Origin of the sequence: Dokdonia sp. (genome assembly GCF_039945015.1) — a bacterium.
Classification (GTDB): domain Bacteria; phylum Bacteroidota; class Bacteroidia; order Flavobacteriales; family Flavobacteriaceae; genus Dokdonia.
Window position 1 is genome coordinate 40453 of record NZ_JBDUXP010000015.1, and the last position, 23677, is coordinate 64129.

Consider the following 23677-nt stretch of genomic DNA (forward strand, 5'->3'; position numbering starts at 1 on the left):
TCCATGTCCTATTACATAGATGTCATACTTCCTATTCCTGTAGAAAAAGCATTCACATATAGTGTGACTCAAGCAGAAGCTGCTTTTTTAAAACCTGGTATGCGTGTAGCTGTTCCTTTTGGGAAATCAAAAGTCTATGCAGCACTGGTTAAACATATTCATGAGCAAGCACCGACAATCTATGAAGCCAAAGAAATAGAGCATATCCTTGATGAACATCCTATAGTAACTCAAAAACAATTTGAGTTGTGGGCTTGGATGGCAGATTACTATATGTGTACAGAAGGCGAAGTGATGAGGGCATCACTTCCAAGTGCTTTCTTATTAGAAAGTGAGACCATTATTAGTTTACGTCCAGACGTAATCTTACAAGACACAGATTTGCCAGATGACGAGTTTTTAATCTATGAGGCTTTACAACATCAGTCTGTGATTAAGATTCAAGAAGTCATGGATATTCTTGGGAAACGTAAAGTTTTGCCTACGATCAAAAAGTTATTAGATAAAGGAGCGATCTCTGTACAAGAAGAAATTTATGAACAATATAAACCCAAAATTGTCTCTTTTGTACAATTACACCCTGATTATAAAGATGAGGAGGCTTTTAATGAACTTCTAGAAAAATTATCAAAAGCTCCTAAACAACGTGAGATGTTACTCACTTTTTTTTCGCTTAAAGCGAAAACTAATAAACCCATTACAACAATAGCACTTCAGAAAGCTGCAAATGCAACAGCTACTCAACTTAAATCTCTTGTGAGTAAAGGGGTTTTTGAAATCTACCAAAAACGAAAAGATAGAATTAACTTTGAAGGAGAAACGCATACTACAAAACAATTAAACACACATCAAGAAATTGCGCTTACCCAGATAAAAGAAAGTTTTGAAACCCAAAATGTATGTTTACTTCATGGGGTAACTGCTTCTGGTAAAACAGAAATCTATGTTTCTTTAATACACGAACTCCTTAGTACGGGAAAACAGATCTTATACTTATTACCCGAAATAGCATTGACCACGCAGTTGATTTCTCGATTACAGGTTTATTTTGGAGAGAAAGTAGCTGTTTTTCATTCTAAATATTCTGTACATGAACGTGTTGAGGTATGGAATAATGTGCTTCATAAAGAACCTAAAGCACAAATTATCATAGGTGCTCGTAGTGCAATGCTTCTTCCGTTTAGGGATTTGGGATATGTTATTATAGATGAAGAGCACGAGAGCAGTTTTAAACAATATGATCCAGCACCTAGATATCACGCAAGAGATACAGCGATTGTCCTAGGATATATGTTTCAAGCAAAAGTATTGTTAGGCTCAGCAACGCCTAGTATAGAGAGTGTTTATAATGCAAGGCAAGGGAAGTATGGATATGTATCTTTAATGCAAAGACATGGAGATATTTTGATGCCAGAAATCAATCTTGTAGATATTAAGGAGAAACAACGTAAAAGAGAAATGACAGGGCATTTTAGTGACACGCTTTTACGTGCGATTACGGATGCATTAGAACTCGGAGAACAAGTCATTTTGTTTCAAAATAGAAGAGGATTTTCTCCCGTATTAGAGTGTACTACCTGTGGACATGCACCTCAATGTCCTAATTGCGATGTGAGTCTTACCTATCATAAATACCGTAATCAATTACGATGTCATTATTGTGGTCATTATATTGCTATGCAATTAAAGTGTATGGCTTGTGGGAGTGCAGAGCTTACTACAAAAGGATTTGGAACGGAACAAATAGAAGTTGAGCTTAAAGAACTATATCCAGATCATAAAATTGCTCGTATGGATTCAGATACGACACGAGGAAAATATGGTTTTGAAAAAATCATCACTGCTTTTGAGCAAGAAGAAATTGATATTCTTGTGGGAACGCAAATGCTTACTAAAGGATTAGACTTTAGAAATGTAACTCTCGTAGGAATCCTAAATGCAGACAGTATGCTTAATTTTCCTGATTTTAGAGCGCATGAGCGTAGCTATCAATTAATTGCTCAGGTATCGGGTAGGGCAGGACGTACTGAGAAACAAGGGAAAGTACTGGTGCAAACTTATAACCCGTATCATCAGATATTACAGCAAGTGTCGGTCAATAAATTTGATGCGATGTATGAAGAACAATTGCAAGAACGGCGTGATTTTAAATATCCTCCTTTTTATAGATTGGTTCGTATTACATTACGTCATCGTGATTATCAAAAAATAGAAGAGTCTAGTATCTGGCTAGCAAAAGCATTGCGACAAGTGTTAGGAGCCGATGCTGTTTTAGGACCAGAAACACCAGCAATTGCTCGTATACGTAATCAATATAGACGTAATGTGATGATAAAAATTAATCGAAAACAAAATTTAAAACAAGTAAAGGGAGCAATTGCTCGTGTAAGAACTAGTTTTATGGCAGTACCTCAATATCGAGGTGTACGTCTCATTGTTGATGTAGATTGTTATTGATTACTGTGGTGATGGTTGTATACGCTTTCGCGAAAGCGTTATGAAGATTTTTGATGCATAAAAAAATCCGCTACTCAGTAGCGGATTTCTTATATGTTGTAATTTGGTGAATTAATTTAAGCAGATAAAGCTTCGATTAATTCTGTTTTCTTATGTCTACTTAATGGAATTTTTTCTCCATCAATTTCTATATTTCTACTATTGTACTTGTCTACCTTATCTATATTAATAATATACGATTTATGGATGCGCATAAAACGTTCTGGAGGCAATTGAGCAACAAAAGATTTCATCGTGGCGAGTACTACAATAGGATCGTGTACAGTAACAAGTTTTACATAATCGCCTAGAGCGGTGATATATTTTAACTCATTAAGGATCACTTTCTTTTTCTTAAGGTTACTTTTTACAAAGATATAATCATCATCATCTACAGCGCCTTCAGTTTTAAGTTTATATAAGCTTATAGCTTTATATACTGCATTGGTAAATCTATCTTTTGTAATAGGTTTGCGTAAGTAATCAATAGCATTATAGTTAAATGCTTTGTACGCATACTTTGTTTTACCTGTGACAAAAATAATTTGAGGCTTATGAATAAGATCGTCTAATAGATCAAAGCCAGATAATATAGGCATCTCGATATCGAGGAAGATCAAATCTACCTTAGTTTCAAGTAAACCATTTTTTGTCTCTATGGCATTATTGTATTCGGCTACGAGTCGTAAATTAGGATGATCACTGATCATTTTTACAATCGCAAGGCGTTGCAGACTTGAGTCGTCAACAACAGCGCAATCTAGAATTACTCCTTCCACAGTATTAATTTTATATAGGTTAAGTGATACAATAATACTTAAAAAAAAAGGAAACACCAATTAAAAAGTGAATTTCGTCGGATATTTGTGTTTTTTGTCGATTCTTGAATTGTAAGAAAATTATGTTGTAACAAGGTTTAGTGCTTGTTAATTAGTTGTTTAATGCTGTTTCATGTGTATACATGCTATTTGTGTGTATTCTTAAAAGAAATGCATATACAAACTAACAAGTAGTAGTTTGATATGGTATTATAGATTGTATAAGGATCTGTAAAGGGCATTTGTTTAATTATTAGAGAGATAGAATAAGGATAATGAGGAGAGTAAAAAGTTTTAAAAAAATATTGTTAGGTCAATAACTATGCTTATTTTTGCACTCATTTTAAATTAAACATATTCTATATGAATCATTATGAAACTGTTTTCATCTTGAATCCCGTTTTATCTGATGAACAGATAAAGGAAACAGTTAAGAAGTACGAAGATTTTCTTAAAGGCAAGGGTGCTAAGATGGTTAATAAAGAGGATTGGGGGCTTAAGAAGCTTGCATATCCTATCCAACACAAAAAGAGTGGTTTTTATCACTTATTTGAATTTACTGTACCAGGAGAGGCAATCTCTGAGTATGAGCTTACGTTCCGTCGTGATGAGCGCATTATGCGTTACCTTACTGTGAAGTTAGACAAGCATGCAATTGCTTGGGCTGAAAAAAGAGTAGCTAGAAACAAAAAACAAGCGTAATTATGGCATCATCTATCGAGCAACAAGCAAAAGGTAAAAAAGACGGAGATATCAGATATCTTACGCCTTTAAACATTGAGACTAATAAGGCAAAAAAATACTGTCGTTTCAAAAAATCAGGTATTAAATACGTTGATTATAAAGATGCAGATTGGTTATTGTCTTTTGTAAACGAACAAGGTAAATTGTTACCACGTCGTCTTACAGGAACTTCATTAAAATATCAACGTAAAGTTAGTGTTGCTGTAAAGCGCGCTCGCCACTTGGCTCTTATGCCTTATGTGACTGACTTATACAAATAAAAACTAGACATTCATGGAACTTATATTAAAGAGAGACGTTGAGAATCTAGGATTTGCAGACGATATCGTATCAGTAAAAAATGGATACGGAAGAAATTTCTTAATTCCTCAAGGAGCAGCTGTACTTGCTACGCCATCGGCTAGAAAAGTATTAGCAGAAAACTTAAAGCAAAGAGAGTACAAAGAGAAGAAAATCATCGGTGATGCTCAGAAAGAAGCAAATAAATTGAAAGATTTAGAAGTGAAAATTACTTCTAAAACTGGAGATGGAGATAAGCTTTTTGGTTCTGTAAATAATGCAGACTTAGCTGGAGCTTTAGAAAAAGCTGGTGTTTCTATTGAGAAAAAATTTATTACAATTCCTGGTAACAACATTAAACGTTTAGGTAGCTATGAAGCTTCTATCCGTTTTCATAGAGATGTTGTAGTACCATTTGCTTTTGATGTAATTGCAGAAGCATAATACGGAAAAAACATATTTTTTAAAAACCGCTTTCATTTATTGAAGGCGGTTTTTTTATAGGTATATTTGCACCGAAAAAATAAAATATCTTTTATACGCTTTCGCGAAAGCGTACTTAAACCCTCTCAAAGTTAGTACATGTTATTTATGACTTATGCTCGATTAACCAAAGAACAACTGGAAGAATTACATCCAGAATTTATTAATTTCTTAGCGACACAATCTATTACCGCTGATGAATGGGAAGATATTAAAACCAATAAACCAGAAGTAGCAGAAGAAGAGATTGATATTTTTTCTGACCTAGTTTGGGAAAATGTATTGACAAAAGCACAATTCTTAGAACATATCTCTCCTAATCAAATGCATCTTTTTGAGCTTAAAGAAGATAAAATGGCATTGATTGCTGTAAAAATTAATAAAGAAGGGATTGATATTACTACAAAAGAAGGATATCAATGGTTACAAGATAATTTAGGGAATGATGATGTGGTCTTTATGAGTGCAAGCAAAGAGTATGGTGAAAAACCTAATCTTGATAAATTTAAATTAATCCAACAGGGTGCTGTTGTTACAAAAGGAAGTTTATACAACTGGTTTGCTCGTTTTGTAGATGTAAAAGAATAAGCTCTTATAGTACTTGTCTTGGTATACATTTTTAGTTGCCTTCCTAAGTATTTAAAGAGACACTCTTGCTTTTTTGTAAATAGTTTAAACTAGGTTATCTCTTGTTTCGTTTATGGCATATTCATAGCTAATATCAGGTAGTATAATGTCTGATAAATTAATATTACTAAAATATACTATTGAACTGTCTATCGTCCAGTTTGAATGTGTCCGAAAACCTCTATCAAAAGCTTCTGAAATTACAGATTCTTCATAAAAAGTAATTACTACTTTTGCATGATCTTCACAAGATTCCTATAAGTCCCATTTCCTCTTTAGGAGAAGTATAACTTAACATAATGTAGTAATTAAGAATAGTACATTCTTATACAAACTACTCATACCTTAATGACTCAATAGGATCTAGTTTTGCTGCTTTAATAGCAGGAAATAGCCCTGAGAGTATAGCAATAATAAAAGTAATAGAGGTAGCTGCAATAATAGCGTTCCAAGGGACTGTAAATACTAAGTCAAAAGAGATGGCAATAATATAACCAATACTAATTCCTAGAAAAATGCCAAATAATCCTCCAAACTGACCTATAAGAATAGCTTCAAATAAAAATTGACTTGCAATTGTAGATTTTTTGGCACCAAGTGCTTTTCGTACTCCTATTTCTCGAGTACGTTCGGTTACAGAAACAAGCATAATATTTACAAGGGCAATACAGGAACCAAAAATGGTGATCAAACTAATCACCCAAGCTGCTGCTCCTAAAGCGCCTGTGATAGTTGCAATCTGATTTACAAGATCATCACTACGACCTATTCCAAAGTTATTCTCTTCTATAGGAGATAACTTACGGATGTTTCTAAAAGTAAGTATCGCTTCTTCTTCAGCATTATCCAAAAATTCTGGATCATCTACCATCACACTCACATTATAATTAATGTTGGGTTGTGTAAACATCGTACGAGCTACTTGTATAGGAATGAGTACACGTAAATCTTGATTGTTTCCAAAAGTGGATCCTTTTTCTTCAAGAATAGCGATGACATTAAATTTTGTCCCACGGATGCTTATGGTTTTACCAATAGGATTATCATCCTTAAATAAATTTTTATAAAAATCACTACCTAGTACACAAACACGTGTATTATTACTAATATCAAAAGGAGTGAAGTTACGTCCTTTGTCTAGTTTGAGACCAGAGTTTTGCAAGAAGTTCTCGTTTACACCAACCACACGTACTTCTGGGTCTGTTTTTTCATTATCATATTTTACTTCGGCTCTTGCTGTACCTGTAAATGAAATAGCCGTTTGTGCTGTAGGATAGTTATAGGCATCTACAAACTCTTTTACATCTCTATATCCTATGACTGGATTTATAATTTTACGATCTCCTCTTCGTTGGTTTGTAAACTCGTACCGTTGTATCGTAAGCGTATTACTTCCTATAGAAGCAAAATCACTGTTAAGTGTATTTTCAAATGCTTTTATAAAAGTAAGTATTCCAACTAATGCAAAAATACCTATAGAAATGATAAGTACCGTTAATATGGTTCTTAGTAACTGACTTTTAATACTATCAAATGCAATACGGAGATTTTCTCTAAAGAGTGTAAACATGGTTGTTTATTTTATTTAGTCTTTTGTATAATCCAGTCACTCAATACTTTTAGAGCATCTGGAGAAAATGTTTCTTCCAATTGAGCATACTCAGCAGGATTTCCTGTAGTCGTTGTTTGGAAGAGATGGTTCAAATTAGGGAATTCTACGATAGTGACATCTGTATTTCCACCTTTTTTAACAGCTGTTTCTATATTTTCAAGATTTTGCTTAGGCGGCACTTGAAGATCTAAAGAACCATTAATAGCAAGTACAGGACAGATTACTTTCTCTAGTGTTGGTCGCGGATCTGTTACTACCAAATATTGAAACCAATCTGAAGAAAGTGTATTTACTTCTTGCTTCATAAGACCCTCCTTGGTGTTACCTTCTGGAATCATTTCTGGATTTTGATCTAATGCATTTTCTAAATATGTGGTGAGTTCCTCTTTTATTTTTGGAGTATTACCGTAGTATTCCTTTACAATACCAAACATCACTTCTTGTGCAATACGATTTTTACGTAGCATCTCATCGTCAAAACCTTGTGCTTTTCCTATGAGATATCCTTGTTCCATAAGAAGTTCATCTCCAGGTTGTCCTACACCAGCAAGAAGTGCAATAAATGCAACCTCTTTGTTTTGAGAGGCAACCATAGGAGCGATAAGACCGCCTTCACTATGTCCAGCAAATCCAATTTTTGAAGCATCTATATCTGGATGATTTTTAAGAAAATCAAAAGCTGCTTGAGCATCGGTAGCAAAGTCGGCGCTAGTAGCACCAGAAAATGTTCCAGTAGACGCTGCGGTTCCTCTATCATCATAACGTAATACAGCAATCCCATGGCGGGTTAGGTAATCTGCTATGACAAGGAAAGGTTTATGTCCTAGTAATTCTTCATTACGATCTTGAGGACCAGAACCAGAAATTAAAATAACAGCGGGTAATTTCTTTTTTCCTTTAAAAGTTACTTTGGGTAAAGTGATCGTTCCTGCAAATGTGGCATTAGCCGCTTTATTTTCAAAAGTAATTTCTTCTGTATTATAAGGAAAAGGCACTTTAGGCTCTTGAGGTTTATTGGGTTTCTCTATACTACTTGCTTCGTGCGTAAGTTCTAGTGGGAATGTTTGCCCTCCTTGCTTAAACGTTCCTTCAATAAGAGCATCACTTTTTACAGTACCTGTATAGGTGATTCCCATATTTGTGATTTCTAAACTTAAGGTTGCATCTGCATAGTTTACTGTTGTGATAGGAATTCCAAATGCTTTTTGATCTGGACTATCTAAGGTGCCGCTATATGTGCCATCTGCCTCTGTAATATGTACTACAAGAGATAATGCCATACCAGGACGTACTTCTAGATTTCCATACCAATCGCCAGTAGCGTTTTGACCATAAGAAACTAGGCTCGTTAGGCTTAAAAAAACAACAAATAATAATCGATTCATGTATAAAGGTTTTAGTAGTTGTTTGTGATAAGACTATTGAGTTGTAAAAAAGTTACCAAACTTTTGAATTAATTATTTCATTTACTTGAAATTTTTAATTTTTTAGAAATGAAATAAAAAATTTCTGATTAAATCAACCGCTTCGCTTTCGCATAAAAAAATAATTATTTGGTTGTTATTCAAAAAAATAATTTTGTTTATACTCATTTCAAACCCTCAAATTTTAAGATATTTGCAAGCGCTTTGCACGTAGCTACTAGTAAAAGGAGTAGGTTATATGTCATGATGATTTAGGAATAAGCGCTTACTAATTAATATAAGGCACATAATAATGGCTCAAAAACCATCCATACCAAAAGGAACTCGTGATTTTTCGCCTATAGAGGTAGCAAAACGTTCATATATTATGAACACGATTCGTACGCAATTTCAGCACTACGGGTTTCAACCTATTGAGACACCTAGTTTTGAAAACAGTAGTACCTTGATGGGGAAATATGGGGAAGAAGGAGATCGATTGATTTTTAAAATCTTAAATAGTGGCGATTATTTAAATAAGGTAAAGGATGACGCTTTCGCGAAAGCAGACTCAAACGCACTTACGTCACAAATCTCAGAAAAAGCGTTACGTTATGACTTAACAGTCCCTTTTGCGAGATACGTAGTACAAAACAGAAATGATATTGTATTGCCCTTTAAGCGTTCTCAAATGCAATTGGTATGGCGTGCAGATCGTCCACAAAAAGGACGTTATAGAGAATTTTGTCAGTGTGATGCCGATGTTGTAGGAAGTGATTCTTTATGGCAAGAAGTAGAGTTTGTACAACTATATGATGCTGTATTTACTGCCTTAAAATTAGAAGGAATTACCATCAAAATGAACAATCGTAAAATCCTTTCTGGTATTGCAGAAGTGATTGGAGCGAGTGATAAACTGATTGATTTTACCGTAGCCTTAGACAAGCTAGACAAAATAGGGAAGGAAAAGGTAGTTGAAGAGATGATTTCTAAAGGAATTACTCAAGAAGCGATACAAGCAATAGATCCTATATTTACGATTTCTGGAAGTTTTGGAGATCAATTAGGAACGTTAAAAAATTTATTAGCTACCTCAGAAATAGGAACACAAGGAATAGAAGAGTTGGTGTTTATTAATGAAGCTATAGAGTCATTAGAACTAGAAACTGCAAAATTACAATTAGATGTAACACTAGCTCGTGGTCTTAATTATTATACAGGCGCCATTTTTGAAGTAGCAGCACCAGAAGGAGTTGCTATGGGAAGTATAGGTGGTGGTGGCCGTTATGCAGATCTTACTGGAATCTTTGGATTGAAAGATGTAAGTGGCGTAGGAATTTCTTTTGGACTCGATCGTATTTATAATGTAATAGAAGAGCTTAACTTGTTTCCAGAAGAAGCTACTGAAGGTGTTAAAGTCATTTTTATCAATTTTGGAGATAAAGAGGCATTATATGCTATGAAAGCGATAAAAAATCTTCGTAGGCAAGGAATCACAGCGGTATTGTATCCAGATGCTGCTAAGATGAAAAAACAAATGACCTATGCTAATCGTCGTGAGATTCCGTTTGTGATTCTTGCGGGAGAGCAAGAAATAGAGCAGGGTACATTTACATTAAAAGATATGGTGGCTGGAGAACAAGAAACAGTGACACTAGATGCATTGATCGAAAGATTGAAATAGTATATAATGAACTAGCATTATTGTATTGATAGATAATGCTGTTGTGATCGCTTTCGCGAACCTGCTTGACGGCAGGCAGGAGCGTACTAAGAAATAGTAGAAGATTATTAAAGACTGAAAACCAATCTATGAGTACGCTCGTTCAAATAAACGTATTACCACATCAAGCCGAAGACGATGACTATATCGCTGAGAAAGCTTTTTCGAAAGCGAGATTAAGAGCAGATGATGTGCGAGAATGGGATATCCGTAAACGAAGCATTGATGCCCGTAAATCTCCAGTACGTATCTCATTACAGATTGAGTTCTGGAAGCAAGACGAAGTACGAGAATCACTACCTGCATTTGTACCTCAAAAAGTACACAATGCGCCAGAGGTAGCCATTATAGGTGCTGGTCCTGCTGGTTTATATGCCGCTTTACGCGCTGTAGAAGGAGGATTAAAACCTATCATTTTTGAACGCGGAAAAGATGTGAGAGCACGTCGTCGTGACCTTGCAGCGATCAATAAAGATCATATTGTAAACGAAGATTCTAATTATTGTTTTGGCGAAGGTGGTGCAGGAACCTATTCTGATGGGAAATTATATACCCGATCAAAAAAACGAGGAAATGTATTAAAAGCGATTGAGTGGTTTGTACATTTTGGCGCTGTAGAAGATATTTTGGTAGATGCGCATCCGCATATTGGGACTAATAAATTACCCAAGATCATTACAACCATGCGAGAGGCTATTCTAGAAGCCGGTGGCGAAGTTCGTTTTGAGAGTAAGCTTACCGATCTAAAAATAATAGACAATCAGATTAAAGAAATCCAGATCAATGATATCGACTGGTTATCATTTGATAATGTCATATTAGCAACAGGTCATAGTGCCCGTGATATCTTTTACTTATTGCATAAAAGAAACGTAAAAATAGAAGCAAAACCTTTTGCCATAGGGGTACGTATAGAGCATCAACAGGAGTTGATTGATGATATTCAATATCATGGGGATAGTGATAATCCCTATTTGCCTCCTGCTTCGTATAGTTTAGTACAACAGGTCGATGGGATGGGTGTATACTCCTTCTGTATGTGTCCAGGGGGGATTATAGCACCTTGTGCTACGGCACAGGAGGAAGTGGTAACCAATGGTTGGAGTCCTTCTAAACGAGATAATCCGTATTCTAATTCTGGAATCGTAGTGAGTGTGACTCCAGAAGATTTACCTAATTATAAAGAAGGGGATCCGTTTGTATGCTTAGATTTTCAAAAATCGGTAGAGCGAGCTTGCTGGGAAGCGGCCGGAAAAACACAGGCTGTTCCTGCACAACGCATGCGTGATTTTGTAGATGGGCGTGTTTCAAAAGACTTTCCAAAGACATCCTACCAACCAGGAATTGTCTCTGTAGATTTAAATAAAGTATTACCTCCGTTACTCGCAAAGCGTTTAAAGAAAGCGTTTCTTGCCTTTGGTAGAAAGATGAAAGGGTATTTAACAAATGATGCTGTATTACACGCTCCAGAAAGTAGAACTTCTTCTCCTGTGTCTATCCCTCGTGATCCTATTACTTTAGAACATGTGGAGATACAAGGATTATATCCTTGTGGAGAAGGAGCTGGGTATGCAGGAGGTATTATTTCGGCGGCTATAGACGGAATTAATTGTGTGGATCGGGTGGTAGAGAAGTATGAAATGTTGACGTCAACATCAACTCCGACTCCAAGTGAGGAAGTGCCTAAAGTGAAAAAGAAGAGAAAGCGTATAGGGGAGTGAAAATACCTTAAACTAGTGTTGTTTCTAAATTATTTAGGGAATAATGTATTATTTTAAATAGCCCTATTTTTACATGATTAATTTAAGATTTATAATTTTTGCAAGGGGATGCATTTATAGAATCTGGTTCTATCTAACTTTAGAATCATAGGCATTAAATATCTTCAAGAATATTAAAATATATAATGATATATACTATTTAAGAATATGAAGAAACTATACTTATTGATTTTATGTTGTCTTATCTCTGTGCTATCTCAGGCTACATCATTAAATAGCTATTTAAGATTAAATAGAGACTCTCCTTCTATTCTTAAAACTGAAGATAAAATTTTTGAGAATAAATCTTCTAAAGAAGAAAATAAAAATATTGCTGCAGATGATTGTGAAGCTATGGAGCTTACTGTTAACTGTCAAGATATTACAATATTCCTAGATGAAAATGGTACAGCAAGTATCACACCTCCAGATGTGGTCACTAATTTTCTTCCTGATACTGGATATACCATAGATCAGACAGGAGAATTTAATCCTGTAAGTTTGAACGCACAGGGTACGATGGTTGATATATCTAATGATGAAGTGTCAGAGTTTATACCTATCGGTTTTGATTTTACATTTTTTGGAGAAGTACAAAATGAGTTTAGAATATCTTCCAAAGGTTTTATAACCTTTGATGATAATCCGAATCCTGGAGTTTGTTATAGTTCGTTTAGTACTCCGCCAATTCCTACATATGGGAGAATCAATAATTTTATAACCCCAGTTTGGTGGAATTGGACACTAGGCTCACAAAGCAGGGTTAAATATCATACTGTAGGAATGGCTCCTAACAGAATCGTAGTGGTAGAGTTTAAAGGACTACTAGATCTTGGTTATATGGCTGGTAGTGCAACTACTCAAATACACCTTTATGAAGGTTCTAGTCTTATAGAATTTCATAGTTTACATATAAGTTCTCCAGGTGATGCTTATAGTCAAGGAATTGAAAATGCGGATGGGACAGAAGGATATGCCGCACCCGGTCGCAGTGCTGGTTATTGGAGTGCTTATAATGATTATGTTGCTTTTATTCCTAATACAGGAGGGTTTCCTGATGAACAAGGAAATGAAGTTTTAGTAAGTGTAGATGTAGATACGTTTACGTGTGATGATTTAGGAGAAAATACAGTGATAATTACTGCTACAAATAGTGAAGGTACAATGAGTACTTGTACTGCGATAGTAACAGTCATAGCTAATCCTATTACTTTAGAAATTGATAATACTTTTTGTGCAGGTCAAGGTATTATGATTGGATTAACCGGTGGACTTCCGGTAGGAGGTGTGTATAGTGGAGAAGGTGTTACAGATGATGGTAATGGCGAAACATTTTCATTTGATCCTAATGTTTCAGGAGAAGGAATGCAGGATATTACATACACAAGATTTGATTCTTGTGGGATAGAAAGGGAGGTGTCTGCCACTATAGAAATAGTATCATCTATTCCTGATTTACAATGTCAAGATGTTGAAATTACCTTAGATGAGAATGGAGAGACTACGATAAGTCCAGAACAATTATTTTATGGGTTGGATTTTGAAGGCGTTACACCTGATACTGTGTTTTTATATGGACTTAGCGCTGAATGTCGACCGACAGCTAATATATTTAGATATTTTTATAATCTTACTACTGGAGCTATTTCGCGAGATGTTTATTATGTAAACTCTATTGGTATTCATAATCAATTAGCTTTAGATCAAAATATACAGACAGGAGTAACTTATATATTATCTAGTAATGACTCACTAGATAGAGACTTATACATGATAAATTTAGATGATACATCTTCAGATCCTATATTAATTAAAACAATTGTATCATCATCAGGCGATCGGTCTCCTGAGGATATGATTTTTGATAGTGAAGGAAATTTATATTTTCTTTTTGAAAATGGAGTAATAGAGACTTTAAATTTAAGTACTTTAGAAATGACACCTTTTATGATGGTACCTACATCTGGAGATACTGCTATAGGGTTAACGTTAAACACAGATACGGATAGACTTATTGTAGCGTATGGGAATAACCCTGTACATCTATTAGAAGTCAATCCTAATACTGGAGGAACAACAACTTTATTTAGTCTTAATTCTCCTGTTCCTGTTGCTTGTGGAGTTGAAGATATTGAATATGTAGGCGATAATCAATTGGTAGTAACGAGTAGTTCTTGTGATAGAAGTATTTATAGAGTAGATCTTCTTACAGAAATGGCGGAGGTAATACTAGAATCTTCAAGTTCATATTTTAGTGTTAAGGATTTGCATTTAACAAGTTCAGATCCCCTTCCAACAGATAATTGTAGTGGACAACCCATAGATTATGTAGTAACACCTAATTTATTTATGTGTGATGATATAGGAGATAATGAAGTGACCTTTGTAGCAACAGATGTACATGGAAATATAGAAACATGTTCTTTCATTATTACAGTATTACCTTTTGATGAAGGTGTAGCATTTACACCATCAGAAACAGTTTTTTGTACAGATAGTGGTGTTATAACTGGGTTAGGAGGAGGAATTCCTGAAGGAGGTATTTATAGTGGTTTAGGAGTGACAGATGATGGAAATGGTCTTACATGTACATTCGACCCTGTTAGTGCAGGAGTTGGGAATCACGCTATTTCTTATGCATATATAGGAATTTGTGATAATGAAGATGTGGCAATAGCTACTTTTGAAGTTTTACCTGAAATTCCTGAGCTTGATGAATGTCCAGATATCACTATAGAATTAGACTCTAGTTGTGAATTGCTTTTAACTCCAGAATTATTGGTCTCTGGAGGCGTTAATGGGAAATTATATGCAATGTATTCTTCTACTCTTTATGACCCGTCACATAACATAAGACGTTATGATTATAATAGTTTTACAGATGAAATATCTTTAGATAGTCCATACTCATATCTATCAGAATTAGAAAGAAATTATGCATTAACTCAAAACCCTATTACTAACGAAACATTTTTATTAGGAGGAGATGAATCAGGGATAGATTTATACACCTTTGATATTAATAATGAAAATAGCGAACTAACTTTTGTGTCAAATATGGTTTCTGTTGCTGGAAATGAATTTCCTTTTAGTATGGAATTTGACGGCCAAGGAAATTTATATATCCTTTATTCGGGAGGAGAAATAAATATTCTCGATTTAAATGATATGACGCTATCTCTATTAGAGGTAGAGGTACCTGTAAGTGATATTGGTAACATTACGTATGATGATGATGATGATAGATTCTTATTTATAACAACACAATCATCTGATCTTCGTGTTTTTGAATTTCAAATAGGGACTCACGTATTTAATGAATTATTTGAATATACTCTTGAAGAACATCATCAGTGTATTGGAGCCAAAACCCTTGAGTACTTAGGAAATAATAAAATAATTGTTTCCTCAAATAGAAATAATTGTAATACTATTTATACACTTGATTTGAATACTCAAGAAATAGAAGTGCTATTAAATCCAACGAGTACTTATTCAGGGATAAAAGAGCTTTATTTTATTAAAGGACTCCCTATAGATAATTGTAATGGAGAACCATTGACCTATGAAATAGATCCTCCTATATTAACTTGTGATGACGTTGGCGAAAATGTGGTAACTATAACAGCTACAGATAGTTTTGGAAATATGAGTATTTGTACACCTACAGTTACAATAGTACCCTTTTTAGGAATTCAATGCACAGATATTACAGTTTTACTTGATGAAACAGGAGTTGCATCTATATCGATAGAAGATGTTCTAACAGAGCCTATAGAAGGTGCATCATTAGATATTTCTGAGTTTAGTTGTTCAGATTTGGGACAAGTTATCGTGACTGCCTCTGTAGAGCAAGGTGGAGAAACAATTAGTTGTCAAGCCACTGTTACTGTTATTGATAATACAGATCCAGTCATTGAAGAATGCTTTTATTATAGTATTATAGTAACTGCAGATCCAGAAGACAATACGTATACTTTAGAAGATTTTACTACATCTGCTATCTTTTCAGATAATTGCGATATTGATTATTTACTACAAGACCCTCCAGTGGGTACTGTTTTTGAGGCAAATGAAGGGAGTTATATAGATATTACTGCTGTAGATGTTTCAGGTAATATAGGCCAAGAATGTTCCTTTTTTCTAACCGTAGATGACCCTATTGATGAGGATGATATAGAGCCTGGATTGTTTACAGGTCAGTATTATGTGGAACAGTTGACAGATGGAGTCTATGGAACTTTTACTTTTGCAGTAGATTTTGATAACTCTCCATTTATATTCTTTGAAACAATTACTGATATCTCACAAGAAAGCCCTTTTAATCCTTTGAGTATTAATGAACGATCTTTTGATGCTAGTTATACGCCAATATTATTTGGTATTGATCCAATAACATTTATCATTGATTTTAATGAAGATACAGGAAATGTTACTTTAGATAGAGGGATAACTTTGGGTTTTTCTGGCTGTGGGGGTGAAATCACTCTTGAACCCGTAATAGGAGGTGAGTTTGACCCTACTGATGATTCTGAGTTTATAGTAAGCATATTAGACAACCATTCAAATGCATGTGGTGCTGAACCAGAAGTTGTTCTTCTCAAATTTACACGAGAAGCTCCTTTTGAGGCTCAATGTACAGATATTACCGTTGCACTTGATGAAAATGGTATGGCGTCTATATTACCAGAAGATCTTCTTGGAGAGCCTATAGAAGGGACATCCTTAGACATTTCTGAATTTAGCTGTTCAGATATAGGAGAAGTTATTATTACAGTTACACTAAATCAAGACGGTGAAACAGCGAATTGTGAAGCTACGGTTACTGTTGTTGATACTATGGCTCCGGTTATTTCTGACTTACCAAGCAATAGTGTTGTATATGCGGAAGAAGGGGAAACGACCTATATATTAGAAGATTTTACAGACTTAATTACAGTTTCTGATAATTGTACTATTGATAATATGATTACGCAAGACCCTCAACCTGGTGCAATATTTAATATAGGAGATACTGTTGAGGTTGTGGTAAGTGCAACAGATACTTCTGGTAATGTAAATGTACGTTCATTTATATTGACAATTGAAGAATTCCTGAGTGTAGGAGATAATATACTTAACACGGGAATATCTATATATCCAAACCCAACAACAGATACATTTACCATAGAAAATCGTAATGAGGTAGCACTAAGCGAAGCAATTCTAACAGATGTACGAGGACGGATACTAAAAAAAATACTCTTTAAAAATGCTTCTCTAGAAACTGTAGTATCCATGGAGGAATATGCTAATGGATTGTATTTCATTCAAATACAGTCTGATAAAGGAATTACTACTGTCAAACAAATTATTAAAAATTGATACTATAATTAATAAATAATATAAGTTGTAAAAAACCCCTGTGAATAACAGTTCACAGGGGTTTTTATATTTAGAATTATGAATAAGAACATCCTGAAAAGAAATCCTAATTACACGTAAGTAGTATTTCATTATCCTCGTCTTCTAATATTTTGAATTCATATAAATGAGGATCGTCTCCCATAGTATCATCAAAAGATTTTATGGTAATGGTATCAATGTCTGCTATTAATGTAATGGGTACTATAAAACCTATTTCCTATAATTCGTTTTTATGAAAATATTATTTGAAAAAGCTTAAAACTCCATCAGTATTCTGATTAATAAAGCACTGGGGATTATGATTAGTCCTATATAAAAGATATACTTTCCTTGTCTTCTGTCTTTTGCACTATAGGAGTAGACCTTCTGCCCATTTGGAAGTGTCTTTTTAGAAGTCCATAGAAAGTAACCGATAATCAATCCTAAGAATCCTCCTAAAAAAGAAAATATATATCCAGCAATAATCCATGGTTTTTGATTTCCTTCTGGTTGGGCAAGTAATTTAAGACGTTCATTTTTAAGAGAGGCTAGTAAATCCTTATCAATAGATTTTCCTCGTTCTGTCAAGATCTTTTGAGCAAGCTTATAATCAAATGGACTCCATTCGTCAGATTTTAATATGACCTCGTAAAGCTCTTCATCCGTAAATTGAAATAGATAATAATCTTTATCAATTTGATCTATTAAGTCTTCTACATTTTTTTCAAGGATTGCTTCTGCTTTTTCAAAATCTGAAGGTTTGATTCTAATTTCTATTTGGTTTTGTAATGTACCTCCAGAAATAGTAGCATCTACAGAAGAGACATTATCACCAAGAATAGATTCGATACCATGTGTTTGTAACATTGTCTCGAGTTCTTTTGCCAACTCTAAAGATGGAAACTTTCTAAAAATGGAATATGTGTCGCTCATTATTGATATTTGTTATGTTTATAAAAGGTACGCATTTAAAAATAGATTTTATTTTATTTTTCTTTTTACGCCATTATTTTAAGTAACAGATAGATAGCATTATTCTTTTTAAGAATAGGACATTCTAAGAATCTAGAGGTTTTGCTTTTCTTGAAAAAGAACCATATATTGCTCTTGATGGAGTCCCTAAATCCTCATAACCTAAGTGATGCTTTTCAACTAACGAAAATCATTACAAGTAAGATTGCCACTGTTTATATTTACAACAAAAATATTGCTGTTGTGGAGGTAAATGAAGGCGTAAATTTGTCGTATGCTTCGGCGGCATCTCTCCTTTTTAAAGGTTTATTAGCATTTAAAAATCGCCCTTGGGTGTATATTTCTAATCGTGTTAACTCTTACTCTGTGACACCTACAGATTATGAATACTTGCATAAGATCAAAACCTTAAAAGCACTCTCTATTGTTGTACCAGCTGGAACAGATCCTTCTACAACGGCTATAGAGCAAATCTTTTGTAGAAAACCTTTTAAGTTGTATAGTAATGGATTAGAAGAAGCGATGGTGTGGGCAGAAAAAGTGTTGCACGATACTAAAAATAACTTACAGAATCAACGAGATTCTCTTTTTCTCTAAATAGTTTTTTTCTTGCTTATTTGTTACCAAACGTAATGCAATATCAATATGTGTAATTGCATTTGGATATTCTTTTTGTGTTAGATAGTAATCAGAAAGCGTTGCATGGTATAGATAGGTACGTTGACCTAAGGTTTCTGGGTCTAATTGTTGTAGGAGTTGATAGCTTTCGCGAAAGCGGCCATCTTGTAATTGAACAACCGCCATATTGAGTATATGTATGGGCGTAGGGTTTAATTCATACAGACATTCATACCATTTTAAAATTGTTTTCCAATTTGTTTTTTCAAACGTAGCAGCTTTAAGATGTTCGGCTGCAATCGCTGCTTCATAATGATAGGAAGAAAAGGAAGTGTCCTCTACTGCTTTATGCATTGCTGTATTTCCCAATTTAATTAATGGAAAATGCCATAATGAGCGATCTTGGTCACGTAAATCAAGAAGCTCATTTTGATGATTGGTTTTGGACTCTATACGTGCTGCATGAAAACACATCAAGGCAAATAGAGCATAGATTTTTGGAGTTTGCGTACTTTTATGAGTGAGTAGCATCTTGCAGAGTCGCATTGCTTCGGCGCAGAGTTCTTTACGTACAAGCATTTCTTTTTTTGTAGAATGAAACCCTTCATTAAAAATAAGATAGAGTACTTCCATAGCACTATTTAATCGCTCAGATAAAGCTTTGCCTTGTGGGATTTCAAAAGAGATGTTTCCTTTTTGGATAGAAACTCTAGCACGACTTAGTCGTTTTTTGATGGTTTCCTCTTTAGTGAGTAATGCGGCTGCAATCTCTTTACTACTAAAACCAGAGACTGTTTTTAATGCAAATGAGATGCGATCTTTTGGGTTAAGCTGTGGGTGACAAGCTGTAAAGATCATACGTAGTTGACTATCTTCTATCTCATTGTCTAAAAATAATTCTTGTATCGCAATGGCTTCTGTTCCTGAGGTAATGTCGGGAATCCGTTTGTGCTCTGCTTTTAATTTTCTAAATACATCGAGTACTCTATTTTTTGCAGCTTTTGTAAGCCAAGCTTCTGGATGTTCTGGAGGATTATTTTTCCAAGAGGTCGATGCTTTTATAAAGGTATCTTGAATAGCATCTTCTATAGTTTCAAGATGTGCCAGTCCAAAAATACGTACCAAAACAGAGACCATCTTCCCGTAGTGGTGCCTGAAAAGATGGTCTATAAGTTTTGGTTCCATGTTTATTTATCAAAAACCATAATCTCACGAATCTCTACAGTACCTCCTAAGTCATAATCTGGGAAGTCTTGTGCAATGTCTTGTACGTGATCAAAGTCTTTTGCTTCTACAAGATAATAGCCACCTACAATTTCTTTTACCTCGGCAGAGGTAAGATCTGTTACTGTTCTGTTTTCTCCAGAAACTCTGCGTATGCTAGGTGTTAGTGCTTTACCGCCACGTAAAACACCAGCTTTTTCCATTTTATCTCCCCAAGCAAACCATTTGCCCATACGGCTTTGTAATTCTTCTGGAGATAAACCAAGATCTGCATAATCTGCTCCCGTAAAAATCATCATAAATTCTTTCATAATTGTTGTTTTTAAGATTGTATACTTTTAAGACGAAGCTGTTTTTATAAAGGGGGACATATTTTTTATTTTTTTATAAAATCGAGATAATCCTTATATGAAGATAAGATAAAATATTTTTTAATAAGTGCTCATTCTAAACCTCAATAATAGAGATAACAACTGTCAACACTGCACTTATTTTTTTGTAACTCATTGCTGGTATATTCTTTGATTATAGAAGTATAATGATACACAATAAAAAAAGTGAACAACCGTTAGTTGTTTAAATAACTTAACCTATTTCAAAATGAAACATAAAGTAAACATCGACAGTCCCTAGATGTCTCTAAAAAGAAACATATTGAAATTTGTATAAGGAAAGCCTTCTTAAAAAGAAGGCTTTTTCCATGTATATGTTTTGCTTTGATACTTTGTAAGTACTGTTTTAGGAGTAAAACGAATCTGAATTACCAATTACGGTTGTAAGTTCTACCGTATGTCCATCTGGGTCTTTAGTATATATAGAATGGAAATAGTGATGATCTTGAAAGTTATATGTGAGTTGTAATGCATCATATTTTTTTCTTGCTTTCGCAAAATTTTCTGCACTTACGTGAAAAGCAAAATGATCAATTTTTATATTTTTTGAAGTAGTTTCTAATATAGGATCATCTAGATGCGCAGGGAATAATGCAACACCTGTTTTATGGGCTAACATAAAGATAGGGAATGCTCCCCATTCTGGAACTGTTTTTCTTGTAAGACCTAAAACCTTTGTGTACCAAGCAGCAGAAACTTCAAGGTCTTTTACGCGTATAGCAACGTGATCTATATGATCTATTGTAAAGTCTTCCATTATATTTTTTTTAATTCAAATTCACCCCAATCACTTTCTCCTGGCAATGTACCTATTTCCCATTCTCCTATGATTTCGTTTTCTATATCATTTAAAAAACCGGTATATCGTATTTCAGGATGTTCTTTATGAGAATCTATAGCGAGTTCTCCTTGCTCGTTTGTATAATATAGGCAAGGATACTGCATCGTAAAACTAATAAGGTTTTTTTCTATAAACCCTTTTATGGTAGCTGGTTTGTCAAAAAGATGCTTTGACTCTTCATCTGTAGCAATTCCTGTAAATGTTCCATCGTGTATCTGAATTGACATTTCACAAGGAATACGATCTTCTACATCATCTAATAGATTGCCTTTTTCATCATAGACAGGATACGTAAAATAACCTGACCAGTTTTGTTTGATGTATACTATTTTCATTTTTTAATACTCAATTTGATGACTACAGAACCTACAGCTTTATCGTGTATTGCTTTTTTCTTCTTACTACCTATAGTAATAAATGATAGCCACCCTAATAGGAATTTTACTATAAAACGAAATAAAGCAGATGGGAAGCTTATTTTTTTTGATGAATTTACCTCTTGCCTTACTGAAATGTCCATAAAAGTATGTCCCACAGTTCCGCCAGAGATACTTACAAAAAGAGGGTCATAGAATACAAAAAGAATGGAAAATAGTATGATTCTTACATAATTGGGTACTTCTGTAAATGATGCTGTTACTTCAGAAAAAAAGTACATAAGAACGATAATTAATATCATATCTATAGTATAAGCTTTTATTCTATCCAGAAGTCCTGCGTATTGTTGTGTCATTGTTATATCATATATGCTATTAAATATAGTCTTTATCCTTATAATGTAGGAAGTTATATATTTCTCTTATACTTAATCTTACCAGCAGGATCAATAAACTGTAATGAAGACGCATCCATTGCGCCTAGATTTTTAAAATTTTCTTGTGCTTTTTCAAGAGGAATACCATTAGGTCCAATTCCGCCATTTTCCCAAAAACATATAGAACAAATATCATGAAACCCATCTTCACCATACCCTATAGCGTGATATAAGTAACAAGGACAAATACCTAATTGGTCAATTTCTCCAGTAACTTCATACATGCCTTTTCTATCATTAAGGAGTAGTGCTAAATATGCGTTGGTCACTCCATAAAGATCACTCATTAAATATTCTATAAAAAGAGGGTCTAACCCTTTGTGGAATGGAATTCTTAAATACTCTTTTGACTTTATAATCGTAATGATTTCTTCATCCAATTGAGGTAAATCTCCATCTTTTATAAATTCGTCTATATCATCAGCATCATCAAGATGAGGATATCCAGTTTCAAGAATTTCAAGTTTCTTGTGGTTTTCTAATCGATTATATTGACTCTTGACAATGAGCTCTTTTGCCTTAGTTCTTTCTATGGTAGTTTTCATAAAGTGTGTATGATTCTAATAATAGCAAGATCATCAGTAACCACATGTTGTTCTTGATCTTTTAAAAAACGGATTTTCCGATCTAAGAAATTATCATACTCCTTATGTTCAGTATCTGACAATAAATATTGAATAATCTCTGATTCAGGTTTTTGTTTGTTTTTACTTTCAAGGTTTTTGAATGTGTAAATGCCATCTGTACAAAGGGAAAGATCAGTAAAGTTAGAAATGGATAATGTTTGGTCTTGGTTTTTATACCAAGTTTCAAAATCTTCGGAGAGGTGATACCCTAGATAATCAGGTTTATCATCCTGTTCATATTCATAGATATCTCCATCTTTATAGATCAAACCATCTCCAACCGTTATAAATTCAGCAGCAGAAGTATCTGTATCAATAACACCTAGAATAACGGTAGATAGTAGTTCATTAATTTCTAAGCCAAGTTGATTTTTAATCTTTACGGTTTCTATGATTAATTCCTGAATAACACTCTTTAGTGTCATTTTCAAACTGATTTTATTGGAAACAATGAATTCTTGATAGAACGCATTTTTAGCAATATTTCTAAGAATCTTTCCATAAAGCATAGATGCAAAAACCGATTCTTTGGCCATAGTACAACCGTCAAGCACAGCAACTAGTCTTTGATTAGAAGTTATTTGTTCATTAATTAAAAAGTCTTCGCAATGGTTTGTGTGAAATTCTCCAATGTGGAGTGTTGAGTATATTTTCATTGCTATAAAAGTCTATATAATATTCGTGCTATCCAAGATATGTATTGGGTTTTTGATACGATTCATATGATCTTCTAGGAGTGTCAAAATGTTAAATTTTTAAGTTTATTTAGAATAATTAAAAATAAGCTTGGTCAGAATCATGATTCCTCATATTTTTGCACCTGAATTTGAAATACTATTTATAATCAGTCTAAATAAAAA

20 protein-coding genes are annotated in these 23677 nt (G+C 34.1%); 9 read left to right on the plus strand and 11 right to left on the minus strand.

Annotated elements, in window-relative coordinates; all coding sequences use genetic code 11:
* Positions 1–3 precede the first annotated feature (3 nt).
* On the plus strand, positions 4–2457 hold the full coding sequence (gene priA / locus ABJD27_RS10930) for a primosomal protein N' (protein WP_348166750.1): 2454 nt from the start codon (positions 4–6) through the stop codon (positions 2455–2457).
* Between the two features lie 116 nt (positions 2458–2573).
* Here priA and ABJD27_RS10935 read toward each other — a convergent pair whose 3' ends face one another.
* A complete protein-coding gene (locus ABJD27_RS10935) occupies positions 2574–3275 on the minus strand; it encodes a LytTR family DNA-binding domain-containing protein (protein WP_348166753.1) in 702 nt (233 codons plus the stop codon).
* A 402-nt stretch (positions 3276–3677) separates the two neighbouring features.
* Between ABJD27_RS10935 and rpsF the strand changes: the two genes are divergently transcribed.
* From rpsF to ABJD27_RS10955, 4 genes are all read left to right on the plus strand, one after another.
* Positions 3678–4016, plus strand: coding sequence for a 30S ribosomal protein S6 (gene rpsF, locus ABJD27_RS10940; protein ID WP_348166756.1), 339 nt, complete (start codon positions 3678–3680; stop codon positions 4014–4016).
* A 2-nt stretch (positions 4017–4018) separates the two neighbouring features.
* Positions 4019–4318, plus strand: a complete 300-nt coding sequence (gene rpsR, locus ABJD27_RS10945) for a 30S ribosomal protein S18 (RefSeq protein WP_299679900.1) — start codon at positions 4019–4021, stop codon at positions 4316–4318.
* A gap of 13 nt (positions 4319–4331) precedes the next feature.
* Positions 4332–4781: a 50S ribosomal protein L9 gene (gene rplI, locus ABJD27_RS10950; protein ID WP_348166760.1), complete on the plus strand. Its 450-nt coding sequence runs from the start codon at positions 4332–4334 to the stop codon at positions 4779–4781.
* Positions 4782–4928: 147 nt separating this feature from the next.
* Positions 4929–5408, plus strand: a complete 480-nt coding sequence (locus ABJD27_RS10955; RefSeq protein ID WP_348166801.1) for a DUF6495 family protein — start codon at positions 4929–4931, stop codon at positions 5406–5408.
* Between the two features lie 373 nt (positions 5409–5781).
* Here the strand turns inward: ABJD27_RS10955 and ABJD27_RS10960 are convergent, their stop codons facing one another.
* The gene (locus ABJD27_RS10960) at positions 5782–7017 is read right to left on the minus strand and encodes an ABC transporter permease (protein ID WP_348166763.1); all 1236 of its coding nucleotides are present in this window, start codon (positions 7015–7017) and stop codon (positions 5782–5784) included.
* A gap of 11 nt (positions 7018–7028) precedes the next feature.
* Complete coding sequence (locus ABJD27_RS10965) at positions 7029–8444, minus strand: alpha/beta fold hydrolase (RefSeq protein WP_348166766.1); 1416 nt, start codon at positions 8442–8444, stop codon at positions 7029–7031.
* Positions 8445–8775: 331 nt separating this feature from the next.
* Between ABJD27_RS10965 and hisS the strand changes: the two genes are divergently transcribed.
* The 3 genes from hisS (at position 8776) to ABJD27_RS10980 (ending at position 17309) form a co-directional block, all read left to right on the plus strand.
* On the plus strand, positions 8776–10146 hold the full coding sequence (gene hisS / locus ABJD27_RS10970; RefSeq protein WP_348166769.1) for a histidine--tRNA ligase: 1371 nt from the start codon (positions 8776–8778) through the stop codon (positions 10144–10146).
* A gap of 128 nt (positions 10147–10274) precedes the next feature.
* On the plus strand, positions 10275–11906 hold the full coding sequence (locus tag ABJD27_RS10975) for an FAD-dependent protein (RefSeq protein WP_348166772.1): 1632 nt from the start codon (positions 10275–10277) through the stop codon (positions 11904–11906).
* Between the two features lie 207 nt (positions 11907–12113).
* On the plus strand, positions 12114–17309 hold the full coding sequence (locus tag ABJD27_RS10980; protein ID WP_348166775.1) for a T9SS type A sorting domain-containing protein: 5196 nt from the start codon (positions 12114–12116) through the stop codon (positions 17307–17309).
* A gap of 297 nt (positions 17310–17606) precedes the next feature.
* Here the strand turns inward: ABJD27_RS10980 and ABJD27_RS10985 are convergent, their stop codons facing one another.
* Positions 17607–18263 (minus strand): hypothetical protein, encoded by a 657-nt coding sequence (locus tag ABJD27_RS10985; RefSeq protein WP_348166778.1) that lies wholly within the window; start codon positions 18261–18263, stop codon positions 17607–17609.
* A gap of 177 nt (positions 18264–18440) precedes the next feature.
* On the opposite strand from ABJD27_RS10985, the gene ABJD27_RS10990 reads away from it, so the two are divergent.
* Positions 18441–18899 (plus strand): hypothetical protein, encoded by a 459-nt coding sequence (locus tag ABJD27_RS10990; RefSeq protein WP_348166781.1) that lies wholly within the window; start codon positions 18441–18443, stop codon positions 18897–18899.
* Here ABJD27_RS10990 and ABJD27_RS10995 read toward each other — a convergent pair.
* The 7 genes from ABJD27_RS10995 to ABJD27_RS11025 all read right to left on the minus strand — a co-directional run bounded on the left by ABJD27_RS10995 (position 18867) and on the right by ABJD27_RS11025 (position 23473).
* Positions 18867–20105, minus strand: coding sequence for a sigma-70 family RNA polymerase sigma factor (locus ABJD27_RS10995; protein WP_348166783.1), 1239 nt, complete (start codon positions 20103–20105; stop codon positions 18867–18869). The genes ABJD27_RS10990 and ABJD27_RS10995 overlap by 33 nt on opposite strands.
* 2 nt (positions 20106–20107) lie before the next feature.
* Positions 20108–20455, minus strand: coding sequence for a YciI family protein (locus tag ABJD27_RS11000; protein ID WP_348166786.1), 348 nt, complete (start codon positions 20453–20455; stop codon positions 20108–20110).
* 427 nt (positions 20456–20882) lie between these two features.
* Positions 20883–21293, minus strand: a complete 411-nt coding sequence (locus ABJD27_RS11005) for a VOC family protein (protein ID WP_348166789.1) — start codon at positions 21291–21293, stop codon at positions 20883–20885.
* Positions 21293–21712, minus strand: coding sequence for a hypothetical protein (locus tag ABJD27_RS11010; RefSeq protein WP_348166791.1), 420 nt, complete (start codon positions 21710–21712; stop codon positions 21293–21295). Before ABJD27_RS11010 ends, ABJD27_RS11005 begins: the two co-directional genes overlap by 1 nt.
* A complete protein-coding gene (locus ABJD27_RS11015) occupies positions 21709–22110 on the minus strand; it encodes an RDD family protein (protein WP_348166794.1) in 402 nt (133 codons plus the stop codon). The genes ABJD27_RS11010 and ABJD27_RS11015 overlap by 4 nt, the downstream gene beginning before the upstream one ends.
* A gap of 53 nt (positions 22111–22163) precedes the next feature.
* Complete coding sequence (locus ABJD27_RS11020; RefSeq protein ID WP_348166797.1) at positions 22164–22736, minus strand: CPCC family cysteine-rich protein; 573 nt, start codon at positions 22734–22736, stop codon at positions 22164–22166.
* On the minus strand, positions 22733–23473 hold the full coding sequence (locus ABJD27_RS11025; RefSeq protein ID WP_348166799.1) for a protein phosphatase 2C domain-containing protein: 741 nt from the start codon (positions 23471–23473) through the stop codon (positions 22733–22735). Before ABJD27_RS11025 ends, ABJD27_RS11020 begins: the two co-directional genes overlap by 4 nt.
* Between the last annotated feature and the right edge of the window lie 204 nt (positions 23474–23677).